The 25,841-nt window shown below is 74.2% G+C and carries 20 protein-coding genes and 1 pseudogene; 6 read left to right on the top strand and 15 right to left on the bottom strand.

Features of this window, described 5'->3' with window-relative positions; all coding sequences use genetic code 11:
* Positions 1–92: 92 nt before the first annotated feature.
* From ACIRPX_RS27960 to ACIRPX_RS27935, 6 genes are all read right to left on the bottom strand, one after another.
* Positions 93–1,394: an alpha/beta fold hydrolase gene (locus tag ACIRPX_RS27960; protein ID WP_404200094.1), complete on the bottom strand. Its 1,302-nt coding sequence runs from the start codon at positions 1,392–1,394 to the stop codon at positions 93–95.
* A gap of 176 nt (positions 1,395–1,570) precedes the next feature.
* A complete protein-coding gene (locus ACIRPX_RS27955; RefSeq protein WP_404200091.1) occupies positions 1,571–3,748 on the bottom strand; it encodes an SWIM zinc finger family protein in 2,178 nt (725 codons plus the stop codon).
* A complete protein-coding gene (locus ACIRPX_RS27950) occupies positions 3,745–6,570 on the bottom strand; it encodes an SNF2-related protein (protein WP_404200088.1) in 2,826 nt (941 codons plus the stop codon). Before ACIRPX_RS27950 ends, ACIRPX_RS27955 begins: the two co-directional genes overlap by 4 nt.
* A gap of 101 nt (positions 6,571–6,671) precedes the next feature.
* Positions 6,672–7,253, bottom strand: a complete 582-nt coding sequence (locus ACIRPX_RS27945) for a sugar kinase (RefSeq protein WP_404200085.1) — start codon at positions 7,251–7,253, stop codon at positions 6,672–6,674.
* Entirely contained in the window at positions 7,250–8,398 is a 1,149-nt protein-coding gene (locus ACIRPX_RS27940) for an ROK family glucokinase (RefSeq protein WP_404200108.1), read from the bottom strand. Before ACIRPX_RS27940 ends, ACIRPX_RS27945 begins: the two co-directional genes overlap by 4 nt.
* Before the next feature lie 192 nt (positions 8,399–8,590).
* Positions 8,591–9,328, bottom strand: a complete 738-nt coding sequence (locus ACIRPX_RS27935; protein ID WP_404200106.1) for a GntR family transcriptional regulator — start codon at positions 9,326–9,328, stop codon at positions 8,591–8,593.
* Between the two features lie 129 nt (positions 9,329–9,457).
* Here ACIRPX_RS27935 and ACIRPX_RS27930 point away from each other — a divergent pair, with 129 nt between their 5' ends.
* Positions 9,458–10,480, top strand: a complete 1,023-nt coding sequence (locus ACIRPX_RS27930) for a Gfo/Idh/MocA family oxidoreductase (protein WP_404200082.1) — start codon at positions 9,458–9,460, stop codon at positions 10,478–10,480.
* Here the strand turns inward: ACIRPX_RS27930 and ACIRPX_RS27925 are convergent.
* From ACIRPX_RS27925 to ACIRPX_RS27910, 4 genes are all read right to left on the bottom strand, one after another.
* On the bottom strand, positions 10,473–10,973 hold the full coding sequence (locus tag ACIRPX_RS27925) for a hypothetical protein (protein WP_404200079.1): 501 nt from the start codon (positions 10,971–10,973) through the stop codon (positions 10,473–10,475). The genes ACIRPX_RS27930 and ACIRPX_RS27925 overlap by 8 nt on opposite strands.
* A gap of 67 nt (positions 10,974–11,040) precedes the next feature.
* Positions 11,041–11,721 (bottom strand): response regulator, encoded by a 681-nt coding sequence (locus ACIRPX_RS27920; protein WP_404200075.1) that lies wholly within the window; start codon positions 11,719–11,721, stop codon positions 11,041–11,043.
* 50 nt (positions 11,722–11,771) lie between these two features.
* Positions 11,772–13,028, bottom strand: coding sequence for a sensor histidine kinase (locus ACIRPX_RS27915; RefSeq protein ID WP_404200072.1), 1,257 nt, complete (start codon positions 13,026–13,028; stop codon positions 11,772–11,774).
* Positions 13,029–13,372: 344 nt separating this feature from the next.
* The gene (locus tag ACIRPX_RS27910) at positions 13,373–14,182 is read right to left on the bottom strand and encodes an AIM24 family protein (protein ID WP_404200069.1); all 810 of its coding nucleotides are present in this window, start codon (positions 14,180–14,182) and stop codon (positions 13,373–13,375) included.
* Positions 14,183–14,320: 138 nt separating this feature from the next.
* Here ACIRPX_RS27910 and ACIRPX_RS27905 point away from each other — a divergent pair.
* Positions 14,321–15,066, top strand: a pseudogene (locus ACIRPX_RS27905) (SDR family NAD(P)-dependent oxidoreductase).
* Between the two features lie 88 nt (positions 15,067–15,154).
* On the opposite strand, the gene alc reads toward ACIRPX_RS27905, so the two are convergent.
* Complete coding sequence (gene alc / locus ACIRPX_RS27900) at positions 15,155–16,270, bottom strand: allantoicase (protein ID WP_404200066.1); 1,116 nt, start codon at positions 16,268–16,270, stop codon at positions 15,155–15,157.
* Positions 16,271–16,309: 39 nt separating this feature from the next.
* Complete coding sequence (gene allB, locus ACIRPX_RS27895) at positions 16,310–17,650, bottom strand: allantoinase AllB (protein WP_404200063.1); 1,341 nt, start codon at positions 17,648–17,650, stop codon at positions 16,310–16,312.
* Positions 17,651–17,903: 253 nt separating this feature from the next.
* Here allB and ACIRPX_RS27890 point away from each other — a divergent pair, with 253 nt between their 5' ends.
* Positions 17,904–18,701, top strand: a complete 798-nt coding sequence (locus ACIRPX_RS27890; RefSeq protein ID WP_404200060.1) for an IclR family transcriptional regulator — start codon at positions 17,904–17,906, stop codon at positions 18,699–18,701.
* A 49-nt stretch (positions 18,702–18,750) separates the two neighbouring features.
* Here the strand turns inward: ACIRPX_RS27890 and ACIRPX_RS27885 are convergent, their stop codons facing one another.
* Entirely contained in the window at positions 18,751–19,038 is a 288-nt protein-coding gene (locus ACIRPX_RS27885; RefSeq protein WP_404200103.1) for a DUF5955 family protein, read from the bottom strand.
* 213 nt (positions 19,039–19,251) lie between these two features.
* Between ACIRPX_RS27885 and ACIRPX_RS27880 the strand changes: the two genes are divergently transcribed.
* Complete coding sequence (locus ACIRPX_RS27880) at positions 19,252–19,851, top strand: NTP transferase domain-containing protein (protein ID WP_404200057.1); 600 nt, start codon at positions 19,252–19,254, stop codon at positions 19,849–19,851.
* A 184-nt stretch (positions 19,852–20,035) separates the two neighbouring features.
* Positions 20,036–21,661 (top strand): malate synthase A, encoded by a 1,626-nt coding sequence (aceB, locus tag ACIRPX_RS27875; protein ID WP_404200054.1) that lies wholly within the window; start codon positions 20,036–20,038, stop codon positions 21,659–21,661.
* Between the two features lie 87 nt (positions 21,662–21,748).
* Here the strand turns inward: aceB and ACIRPX_RS27870 are convergent, their stop codons facing one another.
* Entirely contained in the window at positions 21,749–22,654 is a 906-nt protein-coding gene (locus ACIRPX_RS27870; RefSeq protein WP_404200051.1) for a HipA family kinase, read from the bottom strand.
* A gap of 15 nt (positions 22,655–22,669) precedes the next feature.
* Entirely contained in the window at positions 22,670–24,175 is a 1,506-nt protein-coding gene (locus tag ACIRPX_RS27865; RefSeq protein ID WP_404200048.1) for an IucA/IucC family protein, read from the bottom strand.
* Positions 24,176–24,277: 102 nt separating this feature from the next.
* On the opposite strand from ACIRPX_RS27865, the gene ACIRPX_RS27860 reads away from it, so the two are divergent.
* On the top strand, positions 24,278–25,813 hold the full coding sequence (locus tag ACIRPX_RS27860) for an IucA/IucC family protein (RefSeq protein ID WP_404200045.1): 1,536 nt from the start codon (positions 24,278–24,280) through the stop codon (positions 25,811–25,813).
* Positions 25,814–25,841 lie beyond the last annotated feature (28 nt).

Raw genomic sequence — 25,841 nt, 5'->3', positions numbered from 1 at the left:
CCGGCAGGCCGACGATTCCCCAGAAGGACAGCCGAAGCGTCAGTCACTCGGAGAGTCAGACCCCCGAGCGGTGCCATGGTCAATCCTCACTGTCACTCGGTGGGAGTGGTCTCCTCCCTGATCACCTGCTGGGCCACCCTGAAGGCGCCGCCGGCCGCCGGGATGCCGCAGTAGACGGCCGCCTGCAGCAGGACTTCCTTGATCTCGGCGGGAGTCAGGCCGTTGCGCAGGGCGGCGCGGACGTGCGAGGCGAGCTGGTCGGTGTGGCCGCCCGCGACCAGGGCGGTGAGCGTCACGCAGCTGCGGGACCGCCGGTCGAGGCCGGGACGGTCCCAGATCTCGCCCCAGGCGTACCGCGTGACGAGCTCCTGGAAGTCCCCGGAGAACTCGTCCGCCTGCGCCAGCGTCCGGTCGACGTGCGCGTCGCCGAGCACCTCGCGGCGCACCTTGATCCCGGTGTCGTAGGGGTCCGGCCGGCCCGACAGCTGCCCGGGCACGGTCACCGGGGGCGCGATCTCGGCGACGGGCGCGGGATGCGGAGGCGTGGCGGCCAGCACCCGCTTGAGCGGCGGGGCGGGGATGGCCATCTGACCGGTGTCCGAGTCGAAGGCGGCCTTCCAGGGCGAGGAGAAGTGCCGGACCAGCAGGTCGCGGACGGCGGCCGGCTGCTCGACGGGGACCAGGTGGGAGGCGCCGGGGACGACGGCGAGGCGGGCGTCGGGGACGCCGGCCACCAGGGTCCGGGCCTCCGCGGGGCCGGTCACCCGGTCCTCGGAGCCGACCAGGACGAGGGTCGGCACCCCGGCACCGCCGAGTTCCGCCCGCACGTCGAACGAGGCCAGCGCCTCGCAGGCGGCGATGTAACAGCCGGGGTCGGTGGTGCGCACCATCTGCACGGCCCAGTCGGTGATCGCGGGCTGCGCGGCGGCGAAACCGTGGGTGAACCAGCGGTCGGGAGAGCTGCGGGCGATGGGGTCGAGGCCGTTCGTGCGCACGATCACCCCGCGCCCGCGGAACTCGTCCGCCGTGCCGAAGCGCGGCGAGGCGGCGATCAGCGCCAGCGAGGCGATCCGGTCGGGGTGGCGCAGCGCCAGTTCGAGGCCGACCGCGCCGCCGAGCGCGCAGCCCGCGTAGCCGAAGCGGTGGACGCCGACCGCGTCCAGCGTCGCCAGCAGCCGGGCGGTGAGGCCGCCGACCGAGCCGACCGGGTACGCGGGCGCCCCGCCGTGGCCGGGAAGGTCGAAACGGAAGACGCGCCAGTGCTGCGTCAGCTCGGGCACCTGACGGTCCCACATGTGCCAGGTCGTACCGAGCGAGGGACCGAGGATGAGGACCGGGGCGTCTTCCGGGCCGTCGAAGCGGTACTGGAGGGCAGGGGTCTTCGTCTCGTTCACCGCTCCACGCTAACCGCCCTTTCCGGGCCTGCGGATATGGGGCCCCGGGCCCTTACACCTGACTCCCGCGGATCATCGACGAACCCTCACGCCTCCTTCACCGGTGGTCCTCGGGTCCTCGTCCGCCGCAGCTCCCGCAGCGCCTCGTCCGTCGCGGCCGGTGCCCTGCCCGCCCGTCAGCCCTCCGGCGACGCACCGAGGCCGGTCAGGGCGCCGACCGGATCGAGGTCGGGGGTGCCGCGGGGCCACCAGTCGTCGCGGCCGGGCTCCGATTCGTACGCGTACCACAACCCGTCCCGTCCCAGGCGGAGTTGGACATGGCCGCGAGGGTGGGTGAGGTGGTTGCGCCAGGGGCGGAAGGCCGGCAGGTCGGCGGCCAGGAGGAGCGGGCGGGCGCGGTCGAAGCGTCCGGCCGGCGGGTCCCAGGACTCCTCCAGCACGGCGAGGCCTTCGATGCCGCCCTGCCGCCAGGCCGCGACCGCGCGGGCCAGTTCGGCGGGGGCGCGGCCCGCGGCGGAGGCGAGCGAGGCGTAGAGCGAACGGGAGCCCGCGGTGAGGCCCGAGCCGGGCCGGGCGGCGGCCAGCCGGACCGCGTCCTGCCACAGCGTCAGCTCCGCCACCGGGTCGCGGCCGGTGGTGAGCAGGGCGTGGGCGCGCGCGGCGGCGTCGGTCGCCAGCTGGTCCAGCGCGAACGGGTCGGGGCCGCCCGGCGCGGCCGGGTAGACCGGGGGCTGCTCGGGGTGCGCGGGCGCCGGCAACGGCGCCGGGAGCGCGGGCGGACGGTCGCGGGCGAGGACGTCCGTGGCGCGTACGCCCGGGAGCGGCGCCGCCGGCTGTTCGCGGGCGGCGCGGGCCGCGCGCGTGGCGTTCAGGCGGGAGAGGGCGTCGAGCAGTTCGCGCTCGCCGCGCCCGCGCAGCAGGAGCAGCACGAAGGGGTCGGCGTCGAGCAGGCGGGCCGACTGGTAGCAGAGCGCGGCGGCATGTTTGCAGGGGTGGCCGCGGTCGGGGCAGCTGCAGTGGGGGTCGAGGTCACGCGGTCCCGGCAGCAGCGGCACCCCGCAGTCGGCGAGGGACTGGGGCAGCTCCTTGTCGAGCAGCGCCGCGATGTGCCCCGGACGCTCGGCGGCGGCGTCCAGGAACCGCGCCCAGTCCGCGTCGTCCAGCGTGCGCAGCCGCACCTGCACGCGGTACGGGCGCGGGCGGCTGCCCTGCACGTAGGCGAGCACGAGTCCGGGCGTCACGGTGATGGCGTCCACATGGCCCTGCTCGGCGTAACTCCGGCCCCGCGCCAGCCGCTTGGCGTCCAGCGCGCCCTCCTCCAGCGCCGTGACCCAGGCGTTGCCCCACCAGGTCCCGGCGAACCGGGCGCCGGCCGGGGAGGCCGGGCCGCGGGAGGGGAACGCCGGGAACGTACGGCGCAGCTCGCCGTCGCGGCCGGGGGCGGCCATGGACGCGGCGCGCGCGGGCGCGGGATCGGGTTGGGGGTCGGGGTGAGGGTCGGGATCGGGATCGGGTTGGGGGTCGGGGTGGGGGGCGGGATCGGGATCGGGTTGGGGGTCGGGGTGGGGGGCGGGATCGGGATCGGGTTGGGGGTCGGGGTGGGGGGCGGGATCGGGGTTGGGGGTGGGGATGGGGTCGGGGTCGGGATCGGGGTGAGGGTCGGGCCGCTGTGCCTCGCCGACGGGGGCGGGCGGGCCGCCGGGGCCGGCTTCCCGCGGGGGGCGCCCCTCGTCCTCGTCCGCCCGGCCCGGTCCGGCCGCCGCGTCGGGCATGCGCAAGGCGTCGGCCACCAACTCCCGCATGTCACGCGCCTGGAGGCCGGGTGCACGACGGCGGGCAGCGCCACGGGCCTCGTCCGGCGCCGGGCGCCGCGGCCGGCGCCCGGCCTCCTCCCGCGCCCGCAGCGACTCCGCGCGCGCGGCCCGCAACGCCTCGCGCGCGGCGTCGCCGGGACGCGCCGCGGCAGGGCCGGACTCCCGCGGCCGGGGCTCCTCCGCCGGCGCCGGGACCTCCTCGTCCGGCGGTTCGCCCGGCGTCGGCGCAGCGGCCGTCCGGCGCAGGGCCGCGCGGGCGGCATCACCGGGCCGCGGCCCGGGGCGGTCGGGCAGCCCGGTTTCCTCGCGCACGTCGGCGGCGCCGGGCGCGGCGGACGCGTCGCGTACATCGGAAGCCGCGGACGCGGCCGAAGCGGCGCGCACGTCGGAAGCCGCGGACGTGGCCCGAGCGGCGGCCCGCACGTCGGAAGTCGCGGGCGCCTGGGCCGCGTCGGGGGCCGGCTCCGGCGGGGCGGCCCCCTCCCGTTCCCGCGCCTCCCGCAGCGCCCGGCGTGCCTCGTCGGCCGGACCCGGAGTCATGCCGGTCTCCTCAGGGACACCAGGTCGGCGAGCTCACGGTCGGTCAGCTCCGTGAGGGCCGACTCGCCGGAGCCGAGGACGGCGTCGGCCAGGGCGCGCTTGGCCTCGAGCATCTCGGCGATACGGTCCTCGACCGTGCCCTCGGTGATGAGCCGGTGGACCTGCACCGGCTGGGTCTGGCCGATGCGGTAGGCGCGGTCGGTGGCCTGTTCCTCGACGGCCGGGTTCCACCAGCGGTCGAAGTGGACGACATGGCCCGCGCGGGTGAGGTTCAGGCCGGTGCCGGCCGCCTTCAGGGAGAGCACCAGCACCGGTGTCGCCCCGCTCTGGAAGCGGTCCACCATGCGCTCGCGCTCCGGAACCGGTGTGCCGCCGTGCAGCAGGTCCACCGGGACGGCGCGGGAGGCGAGATGGGCGGTGATCAGCCGGGCCATGCCGACGTACTGCGTGAAGACGAGCGCCGAGCCGTCCTCCGCCAGGAGCGTGTCCAACAGCTCGTCGAGCAGCGCCAGTTTGCCCGAGCGGGCGAGCAGGCGGCCGTCGGCCGCGGCCTCCTCCTTCAGATAGAGCGCCGGGTGGTCGCAGATCTGCTTCAGCGCGCCGAGCAGCTTCAGCACCAGGCCCCGGCGCGCGATGCCCTCCGAGGTCTCGATGGCGTACATCGACTCCCGCACCACCGCCTCGTACAGCGCGGCCTGTTCGCGGGTGAGCGGCACCGGGTGGTCCGTCTCCGTCTTGGGCGGCAGCTCGGGCACGATGCCGGGGTCGGACTTCTTGCGGCGCAGCAGGAAGGGTCGGACCAGACGGGCCAGCCGGAGCACGGCCTCCTCGTCCTCGCCGTTCTCCACCGCGCGCGCGTGCCGGGCACGGAACGACTTCAGCGGGCCCAGGAGGCCGGGGGTGGTCCAGTCGAGCAGGGCCCACAGCTCGGAGAGGTTGTTCTCCACGGGGGTGCCGGTGAGCGCCACCCGCGCCGGGGACGGGATCGTGCGCAGGGCCTTCGCCGTCGCCGAGTAGGGGTTCTTCACGTGCTGGGCCTCGTCGGCGACGACCAGGCCCCAGTGCCGCTCGGCCAGGCGCGGCGCGGTGGTCCGCATCGTGCCGTACGTCGTCAGGACGAAGCCGCCGGTCAGGTCCTCCAGGGTGCGGTCCGGGCCGTGGAAGCGGCGGACGGGGACGCCGGGTGCGAAGCGGCCGATCTCCCGCTGCCAGTTGCCGAGCAGGGAGGCGGGGCAGACCACCAGGGTCGGTTCGCGGCGGGCGCGCTCCAGGTGCAGCGCGATGACGGTGATGGTCTTGCCGAGGCCCATGTCGTCGGCGAGGCAGCCGCCGAGCCCCAGCGAGGTCATCAGGTCCAGCCAGGCCAGGCCCCGGAGCTGGTAGTCGCGCAGGGTCGCCCGCAGGCCGGGCGGGGGCTCGGCAGGGGCGATTCCCGCGGTGATCCGGTCGCGCAGAGCGGCCAGGGCGCCGACCGGGACCGCCTCGACCGCCTCCCCGTCCACCTCCGCGCTGCCGCTGAGCGCGACCGAGAGCGCGTCCACCGGGTCGAGCAGACCCAGCTCCCGCTTGCGGGCCTTGCGGACCAGAGCGGGGTCGACCAGCACCCAGCGGTCCCGCAGCCGCACGACCGGACGGTGGGCCTCCGCGAGGGAGTCCATCTCGGCCTCGCTGAGCGGATCGCCGCCGATCGCCAGCTGCCAGCGGAACTGCAGGAGTTCCTCGCTGTCGAAGAAGGCGGTGCCGTCCGTCGCGGAGCCCGGCGCGGGCCGTACCACCGCGGTCGCGCTCAGGTCCTGGGCCAGGTCGCGGGGCCAGTGCACCGCGACCCCGGCGGCGGCGAGGCGGGTCGCCGCGACGCCGAGCAGCTCGCCCAGCTCCTCGTCGTACAATGGCAGGACGTCGGGCACGTCCTGCTCGGAGAGCCGGTCCAGCGGCGGCCAGATCCGTGCCGCGCGCCGCACGGCGAGGGCCGCGTCGACGCGGGCGCGGGGACCGAACGCCGCGTCCGCCTCGCCCGCCCACAGGGCCGCGGCGTCGGCGACCAGGGTGGGGTCGGCGAGGCTGTGCACCTGGACGATCGCGGCGCCCGCGGTGCGCACTCCCTCGCCCCGGTCGAACAGCTCGTAGGCCGACAGGTCGAGCCGGAGCGAGACGCGCACGCCCGCGTCCATGCCGGCGGCGACCTCCGCGGCCCAGTCCTGCGCGCCGGGCAGCCGCTGCGGGCGGCGGTCCGCGAAGGGCCGGCCGGACGCGTGCGGGGCGGCGGGGGTGCGCGGGAGGGTGTCCGCGACCGCGTCCAGGAAGGCACGCATCAGCGCCTCCGGCTCGGGCAGCCGGAGCGGTCCCGGCCCGGGCAGCGGCACCGCGTGGCCCTCGTACGGAAGGGCCGCGGCGACGGCGCGGACATGCGCGATGTCGTCCGGGTCCAGGGGGCCGGCCCGCCAGGCGTCGTGGCCGGTGGCCGTCAGTCCGGGCAGCAGGCGTCCCCGGGCGGTGAGCCGCAGCGCGTGCAGGGCCGCCGCGCCCCAGCAGGCGGTGGCGGGGTGGGCGGCGGGGTCGCGCCGGGCGCGGACGAGGAGCGGCAGGGCCTCGCCGACCGGGAGGGACAGCGCGGGGGTGGTCCTGCGCCGCACCCCCGAGCCGTGCGGCCGCACGACGGTGAGCTCGCCGTCCCCGGCGGGCAGCGGGCCGCCGTCGGGGTCCCAGAAGGCGAACCGGCCGTCCCTCGGCAGCGGCGCGGGCAGGAAGACGGCCGCGAGCCGGACGGGCACGGACACCTCCGCGCTCCGCCCGCGCCCGGCCACCGCAGCCGTGTCGCCCATACGACCTGTCACCTCCCGCCCGTCGCATCGGACCAGACGTCTTCGACTCTACGGGCGGGGTCCGACAATCGGCTCCGGCGACGGTGCCGGGGCGGGCCCGCTCAGGGAACCGTGCGGGAGACGACGTAGAAGAACGGGTTGTTCCTGTCCGCCAGGCTCACCATGACGTCCTGGGTGGGCTTCGGCGCCTTCTGCTCGTGGACGAGGCCGTACCAGGGGCCCGGGGTGGTGAACCTCCAGCCGGTGATCTTCTGGTCACGGGCGCTGATGGTGACGGCGCCCTTCCTCAGGTCGGAGCGCGTGACGCCCAGGTCGTTGAGGAAGACGTCCAGGTTGGCCTTCGGCGTCTGGAACTGGACGTAGAGCCGGCTGGTCTTCCAGTTGTTGGTCTCGTAGGCCGCGACCTTGCCCGACGGGTGCGGCATCGGCACCTGGTAGATGCGGCGCTGCACCTTCGACGGCCAGCCCTTGGTGAGGCCGGTCGCGGCGTACTTGGCCTCCTTGTCCTTGCCGCTGTTGCGGCTCTGGTTGGCGGAGATGACCAGGTAGCCGGCCGGGATGCCGATGAGCAGCACGATGATGAGCAGGGTGAGCGCCCGGCGGCGGATGCGGTGACGGCGGTCCTCGGGCCGCCGGGGCGGTTCTCCCGAGGAGACCGGCTGGTACGGCAGGGAGGGCGTCATGCGCTGTCCCGCTGGGACCGTCGGGCCTCCGTGTAGCGCGCGTAGCGCTCGTGCCGCTCGACCCGGCGCCGGTTGGCGCGGCGGAAGCGGCGGGCGACCAGGCGGGCCAGGTCGGCGGCGCCCACCATGCCCGCCTCGGGGCCGAGCTGGGCGCGGACGATACGGGCCTCGGGACGGTAGCCGCGCCCGGTGAGCTGGCGCTTGAACGCGTCGCGCGCGGGAGCGATCAGCAGGTCGTCGGCGGCGGACACCCCGCCGCCGATGACGAAGCAGGACGGGTCGAGTGCCGCGGCGAGGTTGGCGATGCCGACGCCGAGCCACTGGCCGATGTCCTGCAGCAGCTCTATGCACATCGCGTCGCCCTCGCGGGCCAGCTCGGTGATCATCGGGCCGGTGATGTCGCCGATCTGCCCCTTGACGTGCTCGATGATCCCGTAGGCCACCGGGGAGTCGGCGGCGGCCAGCTCCTTGGCCTCGCGGACCAGCGCGTTGCCGGAGCTGTACTGCTCCCAGCAGCCGCGGTTGCCGCACGGGCAACGGTGTCCGCCGGGCACGACCTGCATGTGGCCGAACTCGCCGGCGACGCCGTACTTGCCCCGCTTGACCTGGCCGTCCTCCAGGATCGCGCCGCCGATGCCGGTACCCAGCGTGATCATGACCAGGTGGTCCTCGCCGCGGCCGGCGCCGAAGCGCCACTCGGCCCAGGCGGCGGAGTTGGCGTCGTTGTCCACCAGGACGGGCACGGCGAGCCGGCCCGCGAGGCGGTCGCGCAGCGGTTCGTTGCGCCAGGACAGGTGGGGGGCGAACAGGACGCGGTTGCGGTCGGCGTCGACCCAGCCGGCCGCGCCGATGCCCACCGCGTGGACGTCGTGCCGGTCGGACAGGTCCAGCACCAGCTCGACGATGGTGTCCTCGACGACCTTGGGGCTCTTGGACTTGTCCGGCGTCTCCGTGCGGACCTTCTCCAGGATGTTGCCGTCGGCGTCCACGACGCCGGCCATCACCTTGGTGCCGCCGATGTCGATGCCCACCGTCGGCACACGCGGTGCGCTCAGGTGGGAGCGGCGCTCCCTCGTGCCGACCGTGCGCAGGGCCGTGGCGCGGCGGGAGCCTATGGGGGCGGTGAAGTTGCCGTAGGTGCTCATCAAGGCCCGATTCTGCCGCACGCTCACGCTGTGTGCCGAACGGGGCAGCTTACGGGGCGGTGGAGGGGTGCGCGATCGGTGCCGGACGCGGGGCGTCCCGGGCTGATCGCACGGTTTCCCGCGTCCCCGGGCGGAGGGTGTTGCATTGTCCGCACATTGTGGCGAACCGCGCGCCGTGCGGCCGTGCGGCCGTCAGGGCCTGACGAGCAGCTGGAACTCGAAGGAGTAGCGCGACGGGCGGTAGGTGTGCGTGCCGTACTCGACCGCGCGGCCGGTGTCGTCGAAGGTGACGCGCTGCATGGTGAGCAGCGGGGCGCCCTCGGGCTCGGCGAGGCGCTCGGCCTCGGCGGCGGTCGCGGCGCGGGCGCCGATGGTCTGGCGGGCGCTGTGCAGGGTGATGCCGACGGCGCGCATCATCCGGTACAGGCCGGTGGCCTCCAGCTGCCCGGTGTCCAGGTCGAGCAGGCCGGGCGGGATGAAGTTGCACAGGTGGGCCATCGGCTCGCCGTGGGCGAGGCGCAGCCGCTCGACGCGGTGCACGTCGCCGTCCTCGGCGATGTTCAGGGCGGCCGCGACCTCGGCGGTCGCCGGGACGACCGTGTTGACGAGGACCCTGGTCGCGGGGCGCTGCCCGGCCGCCTCCAGGTCGTCGTAGAGGCTGGAGAGCTCCAGGGGGCGCTTGACCTGGCTGTGCACGACCTGCGTGCCGACGCCGCGGCGGCGCACCAGGAGGCCCTTGTCGACGAGCGACTGGATGGCCTGGCGGACGGTGGGCCGGGACAGGCCGAGCCGGGCGGCCAGCTCGATCTCGTTGCCCAGCAGGCTGCCGGGCGTGAGCGTGCCGTGCTCGATCGCGGCCTCCAGCTGCTGGGAGAGCTGGAAGTACAACGGCACCGGAGAGCTCCGGTCCACACTGAGCTCGAGCGACACGGTGGGGTCCACTTCTGGTTTCGGCACGGGGCGAGCGTAGCTCCACGCGTTGTTGACGGGAAGTTGTGTAGTTCGATTGTCCTGACATATGCATTGACAGCGTACGCACGGAACCCTCACTTTGTTTCCATGCGCATCGGGGTCATCGGTACGGGGCGGATCGGCGCCATTCATGCGAACACCCTCAGCCGCCATCGGGACGTGGGGTCCCTGATCCTCACGGACGTCGATCCGGCGCGGGCCCAGGAGCTGGCCCGCCGGCTCGGGGAGACGGCGGCACCGGGGGTGGACGAGATCTTCCGCTGGGGCGTGGACGCCGTGGTGATCACCACCGCCACCGCGGCCCACGCCGAACTGATCGGTCGGGCAGCACGGTCGGGTCTCCCGGTGTTCTGCGAGAAGCCCATCGCGCTCGATCTGCCGGGCACGCTGAACGCCATCGGCGAGGTCGAGGCGGCCGGGACGGTCCTGCAGATGGGGTTCCAGCGCCGCTTCGACACGGGCTACCGGGGTGCCCGGGAGGCGGTACTCTCCGGCCGGCTCGGGCGGCTGCACACCGTACGGGCGCTCACGTCCGACCGGAGCGCTCCCCCGCCCGCGTGGCTGCCGCTCTCCGGCGGGCTGTACCGGGACACGCTGATCCACGACTTCGACGCGCTGCGCTGGGTGACCGGGCGCGAGGTCGTCGACGTGTACGCGGCCGGGTCCGACGCGGGGCCCGCGATGTTCCGCGAGGCGGGCGACGTGGACACCGGCGCCGCGCTCCTCACGCTCGACGACGGCACGCTCGCCACCGCCACGGCGACGCGGCTGAACGGCGCCGGATACGACGTCCGCATGGAACTGGCCGGGGAACTCGACCAGATCGTGGTGGGCCTGGACGACCGCACGCCGATCGCCTCCACCGAACCGACCGGGCCGCCCGCCGCGGACAAGCCGTGGACCGGCTTCCTGGAGCGCTTCGGGCCCGCCTACGAGGCCGAGCTGGCGGCCTTCGTCGAGGTCGTGACGGGGCTGCGGGCCAATCCGTGCGACGGCCGCGAGGCGCTGCAGGCACTGCGGATCGCCGAGGCCTGCGAGATCTCCCGACGGGAGCGCAGAGCGGTGGCCCTCGCGGAGATCCCGGGGCGCGCCGAGAGCGCGTTCAGGTGAGCAGGCGCACGGCGGGAGCGGTGGTGTCCGTGGCCATCAGCGCGTCGCAGTGGGCGCAGCGCAGCGCGCAGGGCCGGACCAGGTTGGTCTGGACGCTGTTCCTGCCGGACTCCTTGGTCTTCGGGCAGAGGTAGCCGAGGTGCAGGCGCACCCAGGGGTGGCTGGTGGGCGCCTGGCCGCTCCGGCCGTCGCGCGCGTCCTCGAAGGGCGACCACCAGAAGTCGACGAGGGCCCGCAGCGCCAGCCGGTCCTTGCCGGACGTCGTGTCGTACGCGGCGATCCGGCCCGCCGTGTAGTGGCGCTGGAAACCGCTGCGGCTGCCCGAGCACAGGGCCCGCTCCGCGCCGCGCTCGTAGACCGTGGTGCGGCCGGTCCGCTCGCAGATGAAGCAGTCCACGCTGAACTCCAGCTTGGAACGCCAGTGCAGGCTGTGGACGTGGTCGCCGCCGAACTCTCCGGTCAGCTCGGCGGTGATCTCCGCGGTACGCAGCACGTCTGTCCCCCCCTCGAACACGTCCGGACGAAGGTGTTCTAGCAGCGCACCGGCCGTCCGCGCACCCCTAGGGCGTGTTCGTCCCCGGTTCCTCCAGCAGGCCCGCGTCGTAGGCCAGCAGGGCGATCTGCACACGGTTGTTGAGGTCGAGCTTGGCCAGGGTGCGGGAGACGTGGGTCTTGACGGTGGCGACGCTCATGAACAGCGCGGCGGCGATCTCGGCATTGGACAGGCCGCGGCCGACCGCGACGGCGACCTCGCGCTCGCGGTCGTTCAGGGCGCCGATGCGCACGCGCGCGTGGGTGCGCCGGGTGTCGGCGGCGCCGCCCACCGCGTGCTCCACCAGCTGGCGTGTCACGCTGGGCGACAGCACGGGGTCGCCCACCGCGACCCGGCGCACCGCGTCGACGATCTCGGCCGGCGGCGTGTCCTTGAGGACGAAACCGGCGGCGCCGGCGCGCAGGGCGCGCAGCACCTGCTCGTCGGCGTGGAAGGTGGTGAGGACCACGACCTGGGGAGCGTCCTTGCGGCCCCGCAGCCGCTCGGTCGCCGTGAGGCCGTCCACCGACGGCATCCGGATGTCCATGAGGACCACGTCCGGGCGGGTGCGGTCGACCAGTGCCTCGACCTCGGTGCCGTCGGCGGCCTCTCCGACGATCTCGATGTCGGCGGCCCCGCCCATCATCAGGGACAGGCCCGCCCGCACCAGGGGATCGTCGTCCACGAGGAGCACTCTGATCGCAGTCATGGGCCTTACGTAATCACGGCGGGCGGGCGCGCCGTGCGGGGGTCGCGTCATCACCACGGCAGCCAGGCCCGCACGCGGAACCCCCCGTCCGCCTCCGGCCCGTGCTCCAGCCGGCCGCCGGCCAGTGTGGCCCGTTCGGTGAGCCCGATCAGGCCCTGCCCGGAGCCGGGGACGGCGGGGACGTCGCCCTCGGGAGCGGGATTGCGCACGTCCACCACCAGCCCGTCGCCCGGGCCGCCGGTGACGGCGACGGCGACCTCCGTGCCGGGGGCGTGCTTACGGGCGTTGGTCAGGGCCTCCTGGGCGACGCGGTAGGCGGTGCGGCCGACGGAGGAGGGGACGTCGGCGGGGTCGCGGACGCGGCTGGCGAGGGTCACCTTCATGCCGGCCTCGCGGCACTCGGCGACCAGTGCGTCCAGCGCGGCGAGCGTCGGCTGGGGGCGGCCCGCGTCGTCGGGTTCGCCCGCGCGCAGGACGCCGATGATCTCGCGCAGGTCCTGCAGGGCCTCGTGGGCGCTCTCCCGGATGACGCCGGCCGCCCGCGCGATCTCCTCCCGGGGCGCGTCGGGCCGGAACTCCAGGGCGCCCGCGTGCACGCTCAGCAGGGTCAGGCGGTGCGCGAGCACGTCGTGCATCTCGCGGGCGATGGCCTCGCGGGCCAGCCGCTGCGCCTGCTCGGCGCGCAGCCGCGCCTCCGTCTCGGCCCGCCGGGCGCGTTCGCGCAGGCTCAGCATGAGCTGGCGCTTGGAGCGGACGAACATGCCCCAGCCGATGACGGCGAGGGTGGCGAGCTCGGTGAAGGCGACGGCTCCCGCGTAGGGCAGGTCGGGGTCCGGGCGCAGCCAGAACAGCAGCGGGATCTGCGCGATCGCGATGCCGCCGATCCAGGCGACGTAGCGGAAGGGCCGGTGGACGGCGAGGGTGAACAGGACGACGGCGCCGGCGCCGCCCGCCGTGTTCGACACCAGGCCGACGGGGATCATCGCGATGGCGAGGCCGAGCGGCCAGCGGCGGCGCAGCCACACCGCGGCACAGGCCAGCACACCGAGCAGCTGGTCGACGACGGCGAGGGCGTGCGGGGTGTGGGGGTCGCCGCTCAGGGTGTCGGCGGCCGCGAGGCCGAGCGCGACGGCGAGCAGGAAGCAGGTGAAGTCGACGGCCCAGTCACGCGCGGTGCGCCGCGGCCGGCGTCCGGTCCGCTCCGCGTCGGGGTCGAGCTCGTGCAGCAGGGCCGAGGGGAACAGCCATCTGCGCCCGATGACCCCCGCCACGGCCGGCGTCGCCTTGTCCTTGCCCACGGTCGACAAATCTACGCAGGAATGCCCGGCCTCACCGCCCCGGACGGGGCATCGCCGACCAAAGTCGCACCACCGGAGACTTTCGGTGCGGGCGGGCCTCCGGCCGGTCGCCGTTCCCCGTGCCACGCGACGTGCCGGGCGGGACGCCCTCCCGGTTCGGGAAGACGGTGCCGTCCTGCTCGTACGGGTCGGGGCCGTCCCGCGCGATCAGGTCCAGGGGGTCGTGCGCCCGTGCGGCGACGGCGCCGTGGCAGATGCCGCCGACCGAGGCGGCTTCGTCCAGACCTACGTCCGGACCTCCGACCGGGCCGGAGGCCGGACGCCCGGAAGACGTCGGCGGACCGTGCGGCGGCTCATCCGGAGTGGGTGGAGAACAGTCCGCCCGTGGGGCCCTGCTTGTCGCCGCCCTGGGCCTTCCGCAGGGCGTTGGCGAGGCTCTCGATGGTGAGGGACTGCAGGATCACCCGGCCGCTGCCCTCCAGGGTGGCGAGCGAGAGGCCCTCGCCGCCGAAGACGGCGTTCATGAGCCCCTGGCGGTTGAGGCCGCCGATGCGCTGGACGCCGTACCGGATGCCCTCCTCGAAGGCGACGACGCAGCCCGTGTCGACCTCGATACGGCCGCCGAAGTCGGCCGGGTCGAGGTCGATGAAGTTGCCCGCGCCCGCGATGATCACCGTGCCGCGGCCGGTGAACTTCTCCAGGATGAAGCCCTCGCCGCCGCTCATGCCGGTGCGGCCGCCCTGGAAGGCGATGCCGAAGTCGACGGTGGACTCGGCCGCGACGAAGGCGTCCTTCTCGGCGAACCACGCGCGCGTGCCGTCGAGTTCGAGGGCGCGCATCTCTCCGGGGAGGACGCCCGCGAAGCCGACGGTCCCCTCGCCGCCCTGCGCGCTGAAGTACTGGAAGGCCAGCGACTCGCCGGCGAGCATGCGCTGGCCGGCCTGCATGGCGGTGCCCATGGCCTGCCGGAGCATGCCGCCCATGCCGCCTCCGCCGCCCTGCGCGCGCCCGTCGTTCGACGGGCCCGACAGACGGGTCTCCATGGTCACGTTCGTCGTCTTGAAAAGGAACTTGCCCGCCTCGCAGTACACGCTCTGGCCGGGGTTCAGGTTGACGACCGCCATCTGCATGGCGTTGCCGACGATCTCTTGCTGAAGGGTCACGGGGGGAGAACGCGGAGGGTGGAGCAAAGAGTTCCGTCCCGGCCCGATGCGTTTTGGCCACCCGGTGTGTTCCGGCCACGCGATGTCGGTGTCCGTCCGCCGCCGGTGCTCGCGGGCGGCGGCCGCTGGGATGGGGCCATGACGACGACTCACGGAACACTGCGGGGCAAGGCCGCCCTGGTCACCGGCGCCAGCCGCGGTATCGGGGCGGCGACGGCGGTGCGGCTCGCCCGGGAGGGCGCGGACGTGGCCCTCACCTGTCCGAACGGCCAGGAGGCGGCGCGGGACGTCGTACGGCGGATCGAGGCGCTGGGACGCCGGGCGGTGGCCCTGCGCGCGGACGCCGCGGACGCGGACGAGGCGGCGGGGGTGGCCGGGCGGGCCGCGGAGGCGCTGGGCGGCTCGACGTGCTGGTCAACAACGCGGGCGTGGGTGTGCTCGGCCCGCTGGAGGGGCTCTCGCTCGCCGACGTGGACCGGGTGCTGGCGGTGAACGTCCGCGGCGTGTTCCTGACCTCCCGGGCGGCGGCCGCGCGACTGCCGTCCGGCGGGCGGATCGTGACCGTCGGCACGTGCATGACGCAGCGGGTGCCGGGACCGGGCGGAACGCTCTACGCGACCAGCAAGGCGGCGCTGGTCGGCCTGACGAAGGCGCTCGCGCGTGAGCCCGGGGCCCGAGGGATCACCGCGAACATCGTGCACCCCGGGCCGACGGACACCGACATGAACCCGGCGGACGGACCGTACGCGCCGGACCAGGCGGCGATGACGGCCCTGGGGCGGTTCGGGACGGCCGAGGAGGTGGCGGACACGGTCGCGTACCCGGCGGGGGCGGACCACGTCACCGGGGCGGAGTTCGCGGTCGACGACGGACACGCGGCCTGAACGCACACGCGGGGCGCACCGGCGCGGTCCGTCCGGTGCGCCCCGCGCGTGTGTGCGGGGTCGGCCGCGCGCCCCGCGCGCGTGCGGGTCAGCCGCCCAGTTCCTGGTGTCTGGCCGCGAGAGCTGCCGCGCCGTCCTGCGTCAGAGCGCCGTGCAGGCGCAGGCGGGAGATGCCGCCGTCGGGGTAGATGTCCACGCGCGCGTGCGTGCCGACGGCCGGGGCCGGAAGGACGAAGCGGTGGTTGGTGTCGGGCTGGAGGCGGGTGCGCGGCAGCGCCTCGCGCCACTCGCCGCTCTCGCCGTCCTTCACCGAGACCGACGCCCAGCCCGCGCTGTTGCCCTTCAGGTACGCCGTGTCGATCTCGACGGCGCGGATCTCGGACCGGGCCGCGAGGCCGTAGCGGATCCAGTCGTTGCCCTGGTCGCGCCGGCGGCGGGTCTCCCAGCCGTCGTCCATCTTGCGGGAGCGGCCCGGCTGGATGGTGTTGGTGGCCGGGGAGTAGAAGAGGTCGGAGGCGTCCTCGACCCGGCCGCCGTTCTCCAGGGCGACCACGTCGAACGTGCCGAGGGTCCGCAGCCACTCCGGGTCCGGTACCACCTCGCCGTGCACGCGCAGGCGCGCGATGCCGCCGTCGGGGTGCTGGTTGACCCGCAGGTGGGTGAAGCGCTGCTCGGCCGAGACGGCGAAGCCGTTGGCCGCGTGGCCGCCGACCGGGGTGCGCGGCACCAGCGTCGTCCACTTCACGTCGTCCCCGAGGAGTTCCGCGGGCGAGGGCGAGCCGGGTACGGACGTGGCCTCCGCCGACACCGCCTGCGGGTAGTTGCCGCGGAAGTGGGCCGTGTCGACGACGATCCCCCGGATCACGCCGGGCGCGCCCAGGCGGACCAGCGCCCAGTCGTGGTCCTCGGCGGCCGGCCACGGGTGGCCGGCGCAGGCGCCGCGGCGGCGGCGCGTCTCCCAGCCGTCCATGACCTTGCCCTTGTGCCCGAAGTGCTCGGGGTCGAACGCGGCCGGCTCGGGCACCAGCAGGTTCTCCCGCTGGGCGAAGAACTCGTCGTTGGCGGCGATGACACCGGCGCCGAGCTGCCGGTCGGCGAGGTTGGCGTACTGCGTGAAGGGGAAGTCGGCGGTGCGGTAGTCCGCGTACGGGTCGCCGCCTCCGTAGGGGTTCGCGTCACCGGTGAAACTCGGTATCGCCGTCACGTCGTTCCTTTCGTTCTCGCCGCTGCGGTGCGGGGGGGATCAGGGGGTGCGGGTGAGCAGCCGGCCCTTCGGCGCGGTGAACTCGCCGTCGGCGACGATGCGTTCGCCGCGCAGCCAGGTGGACTTCACGACGCCGTGCAGGGTCTTGCCCGCGTACGCCGTCACGCGGTTGCGGTGCTGCAGGGCCGCCGGGTCGACGGTGAAGGTCTCCTCGGGCGCGAGGACCGCGAAGTCCGCGTCGCGGCCGGCCTCGATGGCTCCCTTGCGGGTGTCCAGGCCCACCAGCTCCGCCGTGCGCGAGGACATCCAGCGGACCACGTCCTCCAGGCCGTGGCCGCGCCTGCGGGCCTCGGTCCACACCGCCGCGAGGCTCAGCTGGAGGCCGGAGATGCCGCCCCAGGCGGTGGCGAAGTCGTGCGTCTTGAGGTCGGCCGTGGAGGGCGAGTGGTCGGTGACCACGCAGTCGACGGTGCCGTCGGCCAGCGCCTGCCACAGCAGGTCCTGGTTGGCGGCCTCGCGGATGGGCGGGCAGCACTTGAACTCGCTCGCGCCGTCCGGGACCTCCTCGGCGGTGAGGGTGAGGTAGTGCGGGCAGGTCTCGACGGTGATGCGTACGCCCTCCGCCCGCGCCCGTGCGATCAGCGGGAGCGCGTCGGACGACGACAGGTGCAGCACGTGCACGCGCGCGTCGAACCGCTTGGCCTGCGCGATCAGTTGGGCGATCGCCGTGTCCTCGGCGTCGCGCGGGCGGCTGGCGAGGAAGTCGGCGTACCTGGGGCCGCCGTGCTGCGGGGCGGCGTCCAGGTGGTGCGGGTCCTCGGCGTGCACGATGAGCAGGCCGCCGAAGGAGGCGATCTCGGCCAGGGACTGCGCGAGCCGGTCCTGGTCGAGGTGCGGGAACTCCTCCACGCCCGACGGGGACAGGAACGCCTTGAAGCCGAAGACGCCGGCCTCGTGCAGCGGGCGCAGGTCCTTGACGTTGTCCGGCAGGGCGCCGCCCCAGAAGCCGACGTCGATGTGTGCCTTGTCGGCGGCGACCTGCCGCTTCGTGCGGAGGTTCTCGACCGTCGTCGTCGGCGGCAGGGAGTTGAGCGGCATGTCCACGAGGGTGGTGATGCCGCCGGCCGCCGCCGCGCGCGTGGCGGTCCAGAAGCCCTCCCACTCGGTGCGGCCGGGGTCGTTGACGTGCACGTGTGTGTCGACCAGGCCGGGCAGCAGGACGTCGTCGCCGAAGTCCTCCAGGCGGGCGCCGGGCGGTACGGCTCCGTCATGGGGGAGGACGGCCGTGATCTTCCCGCCGGCGACCGCGACGGAGGCGGCGCGCGTCCCCTCGGGCGTGACGACGCGCGTCGAGCGCAGCACCAGTTCTACGTCGGACACCCGAACCCCTCTCAGCCGCCGTGAGGTACGTCCACGGAACGAATTTCAACGTTCTGTTGAAGGAGTCTTCACTCCCGGTTCCGAGCCGTCAAGGGCACACTTCTTCAGAGTGCGCCTTCCCCGCCGACTCTGGACGTTTCCACAAGGCGGAATTAGAATTCCGTCAAGCAGAACGTAACTACGTACAACCGGGGAGTCAACCGACCGCCGGGTAGGCTTCAGCGACTCCCGCCAGCCCCGAAAGGAACGCGCCGTGCCGACGTCCAGCGCCAGCACCACCGACTCCGCCAGGTCCAACGGCGGCGGGGTCCAGTCACTCGAGCGCGCCTTCGACCTGCTCGAGCGGATGGCCGACGCGGGCGGCGAGGTGGGGCTGAGCGAGCTGTCCGCGAGCAGCGGACTGCCGCTGCCGACCATCCACCGCCTGATGCGCACCCTGGTGGCCTGCGGATACGTCCGCCAGCAGCCCAACCGCCGGTACGCCCTCGGCCCGCGCCTGATCCGCCTCGGCGAGTCCGCCTCCCGTCTGCTCGGCACCTGGGCCCGCCCCTATCTGGCCCGCCTGGTCGAGGAGACCGGCGAGACGGCGAACATGGCGCTGCTCGACGGGGACGAGATCGTCTACGTCGCCCAGGTGCCGTCGAAGCACTCGATGCGCATGTTCACCGAGGTCGGCCGGCGGGTCCTGCCGCACTCCACGGGCGTCGGCAAGGCCCTGCTCGCGAACACCCCGGACGACGAGGTGCGCGCCCTGCTCAGGCGCACCGGCATGCCCGCGGCGACGGAGAAGACGATCACCACCGCGGAGGGCTTCCTGGCCGCTCTGGAGGACGTGCGCCGGGCCGGTTACGCGGTCGACGACAACGAGCAGGAGATCGGCGTCCGCTGCCTCGCGGTCTCCGTACCCGACTCCCCCACCGCCGCGGCCATTTCGATCTCGGGCCCGGCGGGCCGGGTCACGGAGGCGGCGACGGACACGATCGTCCCCCTGCTCCAGCAGGTGGCGGCGGAGCTCTCGCAGGCACTGGCCAGCTCGGGACCGGCCGTCTAGCGGAGCCCCGCGGGCCCGACCGGGCACATGTTCCCGTGGAGCAAAGCCCTCAGCCGCGCTGCGGGTCCCCGAACAGGTCCACCGCGTCGCGCACGTCCGACAGCCCCGGGGCCAGCGCGCTGACCGAGCCGATCGCACCGGCGATCAGCAGCAGCGAGCGCCGCAGGCGGCGGATCTCGGGGGCGCCGCCCGCCGTCATCGCGGCGAGGGCGGCGAGTTCGTCCTCCGCGATGCCGCGGTCGGGGAACTCGGCGGGGTGGGCGGCGAGTTCGCGCCGCAGCCGGGACACGGCGGTCCGCAGTCCGGCCACTCTCGGGTCCTCGCCGCTGCCGATCACTGACCTCTGCCCCAAGCTCCGCAACCCAGCTCTCCCCCTCGCACGCCCCCGTGCACAGTCACGCGTGATCCCGCCGAACACCCCGCGGCACTGGTCGGGCACCAGGGGTCGCGGGCCAGTAAACGCCACCCGATGCGGCCCACGCCACAGTGCGGACGGAAATTCAGCCTCCGGAAACCGGGCACTCGCCCCGGCGTCAGGTATGCAGAACACATGACGGAGAACGAAGACCGGATCGCCGGACTGCTGCTCGCGGCCGGTGGCGGGCGGCGGCTCGGCGGGCGGCCCAAGGCACTGCTGGAACACCGTGGCCGGCCGCTCGTCGAACACGCGGTCGGCGTGCTGCGCGCGGCCGGCTGCTCCCGCGTCCACGTGGTGCTGGGGGCGGAGGCCGACGCGGTACGGGAACGGGCCGAACTGGAGGGGTGCGTGCTCGTGGAGAACCCGGAGTGGGAGCAGGGCATGGGGTCCTCGCTGCGCGCCGGGCTGGACTCGCTCGCGGCGACGGGGGCCGGCGCCGTCGTCGTCTCGCTCGTCGACCAGCCGGGCATCGGGCCCGAGGCGTTCGGCCGGGTGCTGGCCGCCTGCCGGGACGAGACCTCACTGGTGTCGGCGGCCTACGACGGCGTGCGCGGGCATCCCGTCCTGTTCGGCCGCGCCCACTGGGCGGGCATCGCCGAGACCGCGACGGGGGACCGCGGGGCCCGGGCCTACCTCGCGGCGCACGCCGCGGCGATCGCGCTCGTCGAGTGCGGGGACGTGGCGCGGCCGTACGACATCGACACGGCGGCCGATCTGGTCCACCTTGAGTGAACGGGATGGCACTGAGCGCCACCTTCCCTCGACCCGGAGAATCTCGACATCAACAAACCATTGAAGTTCCACGATGAGGAAACTAGTATCCACTGATCAGAAGCGCCCTACCGCTCCAGGGGCGTTCCTCGCCGTACCCGGTTCGACTGGCACCCGGTGCCACCGCTGAAGGAAGTGACAGCACATGTCCGCACCAGCGCCGTCCCCGCTGGCCATCGTCGACGCCGAACCCCTGCCCCGGCAGGAGGAGGTCCTCACCGAGGCGGCCCTCGCCTTCGTGGCCGAGCTGCACCGGCGGTTCACGCCGCGCCGTGACGAGCTCCTCGCCCGCCGGGCCGAGCGCCGCGCCGAGATCGCCCGCACCTCCACGCTCGACTTCCTTCCGGAGACCGCCGCGATCCGCGCGGACGACTCCTGGAAGGTGGCCCCCTCCCCCGCGGCGCTGAACGACCGCCGGGTCGAGATCACGGGTCCCACCGACCGGAAGATGACCGTCAACGCCCTCAACTCCGGTGCCAGGGTGTGGCTCGCGGACTTCGAGGACGCCTCGGCGCCGACGTGGGAGAACGTCGTCACCGGTCAGGCCAACCTGATCGACGCCTACACCCGCAGCATCGACTTCACCGACCCCGCCTCCGGCAAGACGTACGCGCTGCGCCCGGCCGAGGAGCTGGCGACGGTCGTCATGCGCCCGCGCGGCTGGCACCTGAACGAGCGTCACCTCGTCGACGCCGACGGCAACCAGGTCCCCGGCGCCTTCGTCGACTTCGGCCTCTACTTCTTCCACAACGCCCAGCGCCTGCTGGATCTCGGCAAGGGCCCCTACTTCTACCTCCCGAAGACGGAGTCGCACCTCGAGGCCCGGCTGTGGAACGAGGTCTTCGTCTTCGCGCAGGACTACGTCGGCATCCCGCAGGGCACGATCCGCGCCACCGTCCTGATCGAGACGATCACGGCCGCCTACGAGATGGAGGAGATCCTCTACGAACTCCGCGACCACGCCTCGGGGTTGAACGCCGGACGCTGGGACTACCTGTTCTCGATCGTGAAGAACTTCCGGGACGGCGGCGCCAGGTTCGTCCTGCCGGACCGCAACGCGGTCACGATGACGGCCCCGTTCATGCGGGCGTACACCGAACTCCTGGTGCGCACCTGCCACAGGCGCGGTGCGCACGCGATCGGCGGCATGGCCGCCTTCATCCCCTCGCGCCGCGACGCCGAGGTCAACAAGGTCGCCTTCGAGAAGGTCCGTGCCGACAAGGACCGTGAGGCGGGCGACGGTTTCGACGGCTCCTGGGTCGCCCACCCCGACCTGGTGCCGATCGCCATGGAGTCCTTCGACAAGGTCCTGGGCGACAGGCCCCACCAGAAGGACCGGCTGCGCGAGGACGTCCACGTCGAGGCCGCCGACCTGATCGCCGTCGACTCCCTGGACGCCAGGCCGACCTACGCCGGCCTCGTCAACGCCGTCCAGGTGGGCACCCGTTACATCGAGGCCTGGCTGCGCGGCCTCGGCGCGGTCGCCATCTTCAACCTCATGGAGGACGCGGCCACCGCGGAGATCTCCCGCTCGCAGATCTGGCAGTGGATCAACGCGGGCGTCGAGTTCGAGAACGGCGAGAAGGCGACCCCGGAGCTGGCCCGCAAGATCGCCGCCGAGGAACTGGACAACATCCGGGGGGAGATCGGCGAGGAGGCGTTCGCCGCCGGACACTGGCAGCAGGCGCACGACCTCCTGCTGACGGTCGCCCTGGACGACGACTACGCGGACTTCCTGACACTGCCGGCGTACCGGCAGCTCGAAGGCTGACGCCTCCCGGGAGGCAGGAGCGGCGGGTGGCCCCGGGACGATCTCGGGGCCACCCGGCCGCGTTCGCGCGCGGCATCCGGACGCCGCTCACCCGAGGTGGGCCGACCAGTCCTGTTCGGCCGGCGGCTCGCCGTGCAGGTCGGGAACCCTCTTCAGCCAGTCGGGCCGGCCCCGCCGCGTCCTGGCCGCGCGGGCGGCCTCCTCGGCGGCGAGCAGGTCACGGCCCGGGAAGGCGGTGGGGAGCCACTGGTCCGAGACCCGCACCCGCGCCAGCAGGTACCCGACGTAGGCCTCGCGCATCTCGTCGGGTGTGCCGAAGCCGGTGAGCCAGGCGTCCGGGACCATGGCGAGGATCTCCCGGAGCAGCTTCCCGGTCACGCGCGACGCGAGGTCGGCGTCGGCCGCGCGGGTGTCCGGGCCGTACGGGCCGAGGGCGTGGTGGCGGAAGTCGTAGGCCTTCTCCGGGGCCGAGGTGTCCCACCGGTGGTGGAAGACGAGTGCGGCGCCGTGGTCGATCAGCCACAGGCGCGGGGGCACGATGCCGAGCGTCGGCCAGACCATCAGGTTGGAGCTGTGGACCGTGCGGTCGACGTTCACCGTCAGGGCGTCGAGCCAGACGATCCGGCCCGCCTCCACGGGGTCGACCGGGAAGACCCCGGCGAGCTCCGGGGTGAAGTCCACGGCGCCCGGCAGGAAGTCCATGCCGAGGTTGACTCCCGCGCTGGCCGCGTGCAGGTCGCGCACCTCCTGGTGGGGCTCGTCGCCCGCGATCGCCGGGTCGAGGTGGACGAGCACCAGCTCGGGGAAGCGCAGTCCGAGGGCGCGGGCCAGCTCGCCCACGATCACCTCGGCGACCAGCGCCTTGCGGCCCTGGGCGGAGCCGGTGAACTTCACGACGTACGTCCCGAGGTCGTCGGCGTCGAAGACTCCGGGTACGGAGCCGCCCGACCGCAGGGGGGTCACGTATCGGACGGCAGTCACCTCGCGCAGCACATCCGCCAGGGTATGTCAGGGCTGCGGCACGGGCCGGGCCAGCGGGTTGGGCAGCGGCAGGTAGCGGGCGGCGGCGCCGTCCGCGCCGGTCCAGCGCAGCAGCAGGTTCGTCTTGCCGGGCAGGGTCGGCGAGGTGAGCAGGCCGGCGATCTCGGGCAGGTCGTGGCGGGCGAGTTCGCGGCGGGCGGCGGGCCAGGGGTCGAGGCCGGGGTGGTGTTCGGCCAGGGCGGCGGCGACCTCGGTGAGGTGGTTGACGACCAGGGTGTAGACCAGCCGCTCCCAGCCGGCCGCCCGGCCCACGTCCGCCAGCAGCCTCACGCCCTCGGCATCCCGGAACAGCGCCTGCACGGGCAGCCCGCCGGCGTCGACGGCGACCAGCGTGTTCTGCAGATGCGCCTCCAGGACGACGCCGTGCGCGGCGAAGGCCGCGAGCGCCGGCGGCACGACCGCTCTCAGATACGCCGCCCACCAGGCGGCGGGGTCGGGCGCCGCCGCCAGCGGGCTGCCCGCGAAGCCCTCCACCAGGCCGGCGGCGAGCAGCGGGGTCGAGCCCGGCAGCAGATGGCCGTGCAGCCCGTCGCGGACGAGGACGGCGAGCTCCTCGAAGGCGAAGGCGGCGGTGCGGTAGCCACGATCGCTCAGCCAGGCGGCGGAAGCGCCCGCGAACGCCCTGGTGGCCTCCGCGTCGGTCCGGCCCCGCTTTTCCAGGTCGTGCCGCCACAGCCTGCGGATGTCGTTGGTGATGCGCACGTCGAGGCTGAACTTCAGGAACAGGTCGCGGTCGGGGGCGTACACCGTGCGGATCGCGGCCGTCGGCCAGGCGTCGAAGGCGGTCGTGCCCAGCCGCACCAGCCGGCCGTCCGCGAAGGCCTTTGCCGACTCCCCGCCGACGAGGTCGAGCTGCCACGGGTGGGCGGGCAGCAGCCGGTACCCCGGCGGAGCCTGCCCGAGCGCGTCCAGCGCCGAGGTGTCGCCCTCCTCCACGGCCAGGTCCTCGCGCACGCCCAGCAGCACCAGCGGGAAGCTGGCGTACGCCTCGGGCGCGTAGGGCAGCCAGCCGGCCGCCGGGCCGCCGCCGCGCGCCTTGGGGGCGGGGTGGTAGGGATGGCCGGTCACGAGGGACTGCTCGGAGCGCAGATACGGGTCCGCGGGCGCCGTGGCACGCGCGCGTGCGGCGAGCAGCGCGGCCACCGCCTCCCGGCTGTCGATCATCTCGGCGGGCAGGTCGTGGTTGGACAGGCCGGTGTGGCGGCGCAGTTCCTCGGTGACCAGCTTGACCAGCTCGGTGTGGCCGAGGCGGTGCCAGCGGCCGGATGCGGACACCTCGGGGGCGGCGGGCCGCCGGGTGCCGCGAACGCGCAGCAGACGGCCCGTGCCGGGCAGCCGGTAGGTGCGCAGGTCGCCGGAGCCGGCGACGGGCACCGCCAGCTCGCGCAGCAGGCAGTTGAGCAGCGGTGCGGCCGCGTAGGAGTCGGCACGGGCGGCGGGACCGTCACCGTCCGGCGGGGGGCTGAGATCCACGCGATCCACTCGTTCCGTGCAGTCCGTGAGGGCGGAGACGATCAGTATGGATGCCGTCGCACCCTGAACGTGACGCCCTACTCGTACCCGAGGAGCCCGCCCGTGCACCGTCCCCATCCCGTGGAGGCCGAGGTCGCCGACGAGCTGGCCGAGGTCCGGCCGGACCTGCTGTCACGGTACGCGGCCGAGCTGCCGGGTGCGCGGGCGGCCGTGCTGACCCGGCTGTGGCGGGCCCTCGCGCACGAGCCGCTGCCGTGGATCACGGGACGCGTGCGGGAGCGCGAGGAGCTCACGCTGCGTCTCGCGGACGGCCGCAGGCTGCACGGGCCGCCCGCGGACCCGTACGCGACCGCCGCGTACGTCACCGCCGTGCACCTGGGCGATGCGGCCTACGGCCATCCGGCGCGGCTGATGAGCGATCTGCGTGTCCCGCACGGGGACGGGTTCGCGGCCGAACTAGGGCACAGCGTGGCCTCGTTGGCGCTCTCCCGGGCCGGGCAGCCGGACCGCCCGCCGGAGTGGCCCGCCGCCGACCGGGAGTGGGAGTGGGAGCAGCGTGTGGTCGACGGGCATCCCTTCCACCCCAACTGCCGCTCCAGGCCCGGCTTCTCGGTCGCCGAGCAGCTGGTGTACGGGCCCGAGCACCGTCCGGTGGTGGAGCTGGGCACGGTGCCGGTGCGCGCGAAGGACTGCCTGGTGACCGGGACCTGGCCGGACTCGATGCGGGACGGCGGGCGGCTGTTGCTGCCGGTGCATCCCTGGCAGGCGGCGCACGTGCTCAAGCGGCCCGGCGGGGAGGGCACGGCTCCCGACATGGTGCTCCCGGCGCATCCGCTGATGTCACTGCGCACCCTCGCCGTGCCGGACGGCAGCCACGTCAAGACCGCGCTCAGCGCCCGGCTGACCTCCTCCGTGCGGGACATCTCGGTCTACTCGGTGGCTCTGTCGGCCACCGTGTCGTCCTTCGCCGAAGCGGTGGCGGCGCGCACGGAGGGTCTGCTGCACGTCACGCGCACCTGGGGCGCGGCCACGGCCGGTTCGCCCGACCTCGCGGCCGTGCTGCGGGAGTCGCCGCAGACGTACGCGGCGACCGACAGGGGCGAACAGGTCGTGCCGGTGGCGGCGCTGACGGCCACCGCACTGCCCGAATCCCCCTCCTGGCTCGCCGACTTCACCCGTCTTACCCTCACCGTCGGACTGTGCCTGCTGGAACTGGGTGTGGCGCTGGAGGCGCACGGCCAGAACCTCCTGGTCGTGCTCTCCGCCACGGGTGCCCCGCTGCGGCTGGTGTACCGCGACCTCGCCGACATCCGGGTCGGCCCGGTCCGGCTGGCCCGGCACGGCGTCCCGCTCCCGGAGCTGACCGGACGGATCGTCACGGACGACGAAACCACCCTGCGGCGCAAGCTGTTCGGCTCGCTGGTGGCGGGTTCCCTGGCCGCCACGGCGGGTTCGGCGGCGGCGCTGGGGGCGGCACTGGAGACGGCCGTACGGGATCTGCCGCGCACGGCCGACCTGGCCGCGCTGCTCGGCGGTCCGCTGCCCGCGAAGGCGCTGACGCTCATGCGGATGTCGCCCGGGACACCCAGCGACCAGTGGGCCGAGCTGCCCAACCCGCTGCTGGCACAGCCATGGTGACGTCCCGTTTTGGAGCCCGGCGCCTCTG

The sequence above is a fragment of the Streptomyces sp. NPDC101225 genome (genome assembly GCF_044767585.1).
Lineage (GTDB): Bacteria > Actinomycetota > Actinomycetes > Streptomycetales > Streptomycetaceae > Streptomyces.
Note: the sequence above shows the minus strand (reverse complement) of the source record. Positions and strands in the feature narration are given on the sequence as shown.

Excerpts from the sequence above, each read along its gene's own strand:
- ACIRPX_RS27955 (WP_404200091.1), bottom strand. The coding sequence starts at position 3,748 with ATGACTCCGGGTCCGGCCGACGAGGCACGCCGGGCGCTGCGGGAGGCG.
- ACIRPX_RS27880 (WP_404200057.1), top strand. The coding sequence starts at position 19,252 with ATGACGGAGAACGAAGACCGGATCGCCGGACTGCTGCTCGCGGCCGGT.
- ACIRPX_RS27950 (WP_404200088.1), bottom strand. The coding sequence starts at position 6,570 with ATGGGCGACACGGCTGCGGTGGCCGGGCGCGGGCGGAGCGCGGAGGTG.
- ACIRPX_RS27920 (WP_404200075.1), bottom strand. The coding sequence starts at position 11,721 with ATGACTGCGATCAGAGTGCTCCTCGTGGACGACGATCCCCTGGTGCGG.
- ACIRPX_RS27940 (WP_404200108.1), bottom strand. The coding sequence starts at position 8,398 with ATGAGCACCTACGGCAACTTCACCGCCCCCATAGGCTCCCGCCGCGCC.
- aceB (WP_404200054.1), top strand. The coding sequence starts at position 20,036 with ATGTCCGCACCAGCGCCGTCCCCGCTGGCCATCGTCGACGCCGAACCC.
- ACIRPX_RS27945 (WP_404200085.1), bottom strand. The coding sequence starts at position 7,253 with ATGACGCCCTCCCTGCCGTACCAGCCGGTCTCCTCGGGAGAACCGCCC.
- ACIRPX_RS27930 (WP_404200082.1), top strand. The coding sequence starts at position 9,458 with ATGCGCATCGGGGTCATCGGTACGGGGCGGATCGGCGCCATTCATGCG.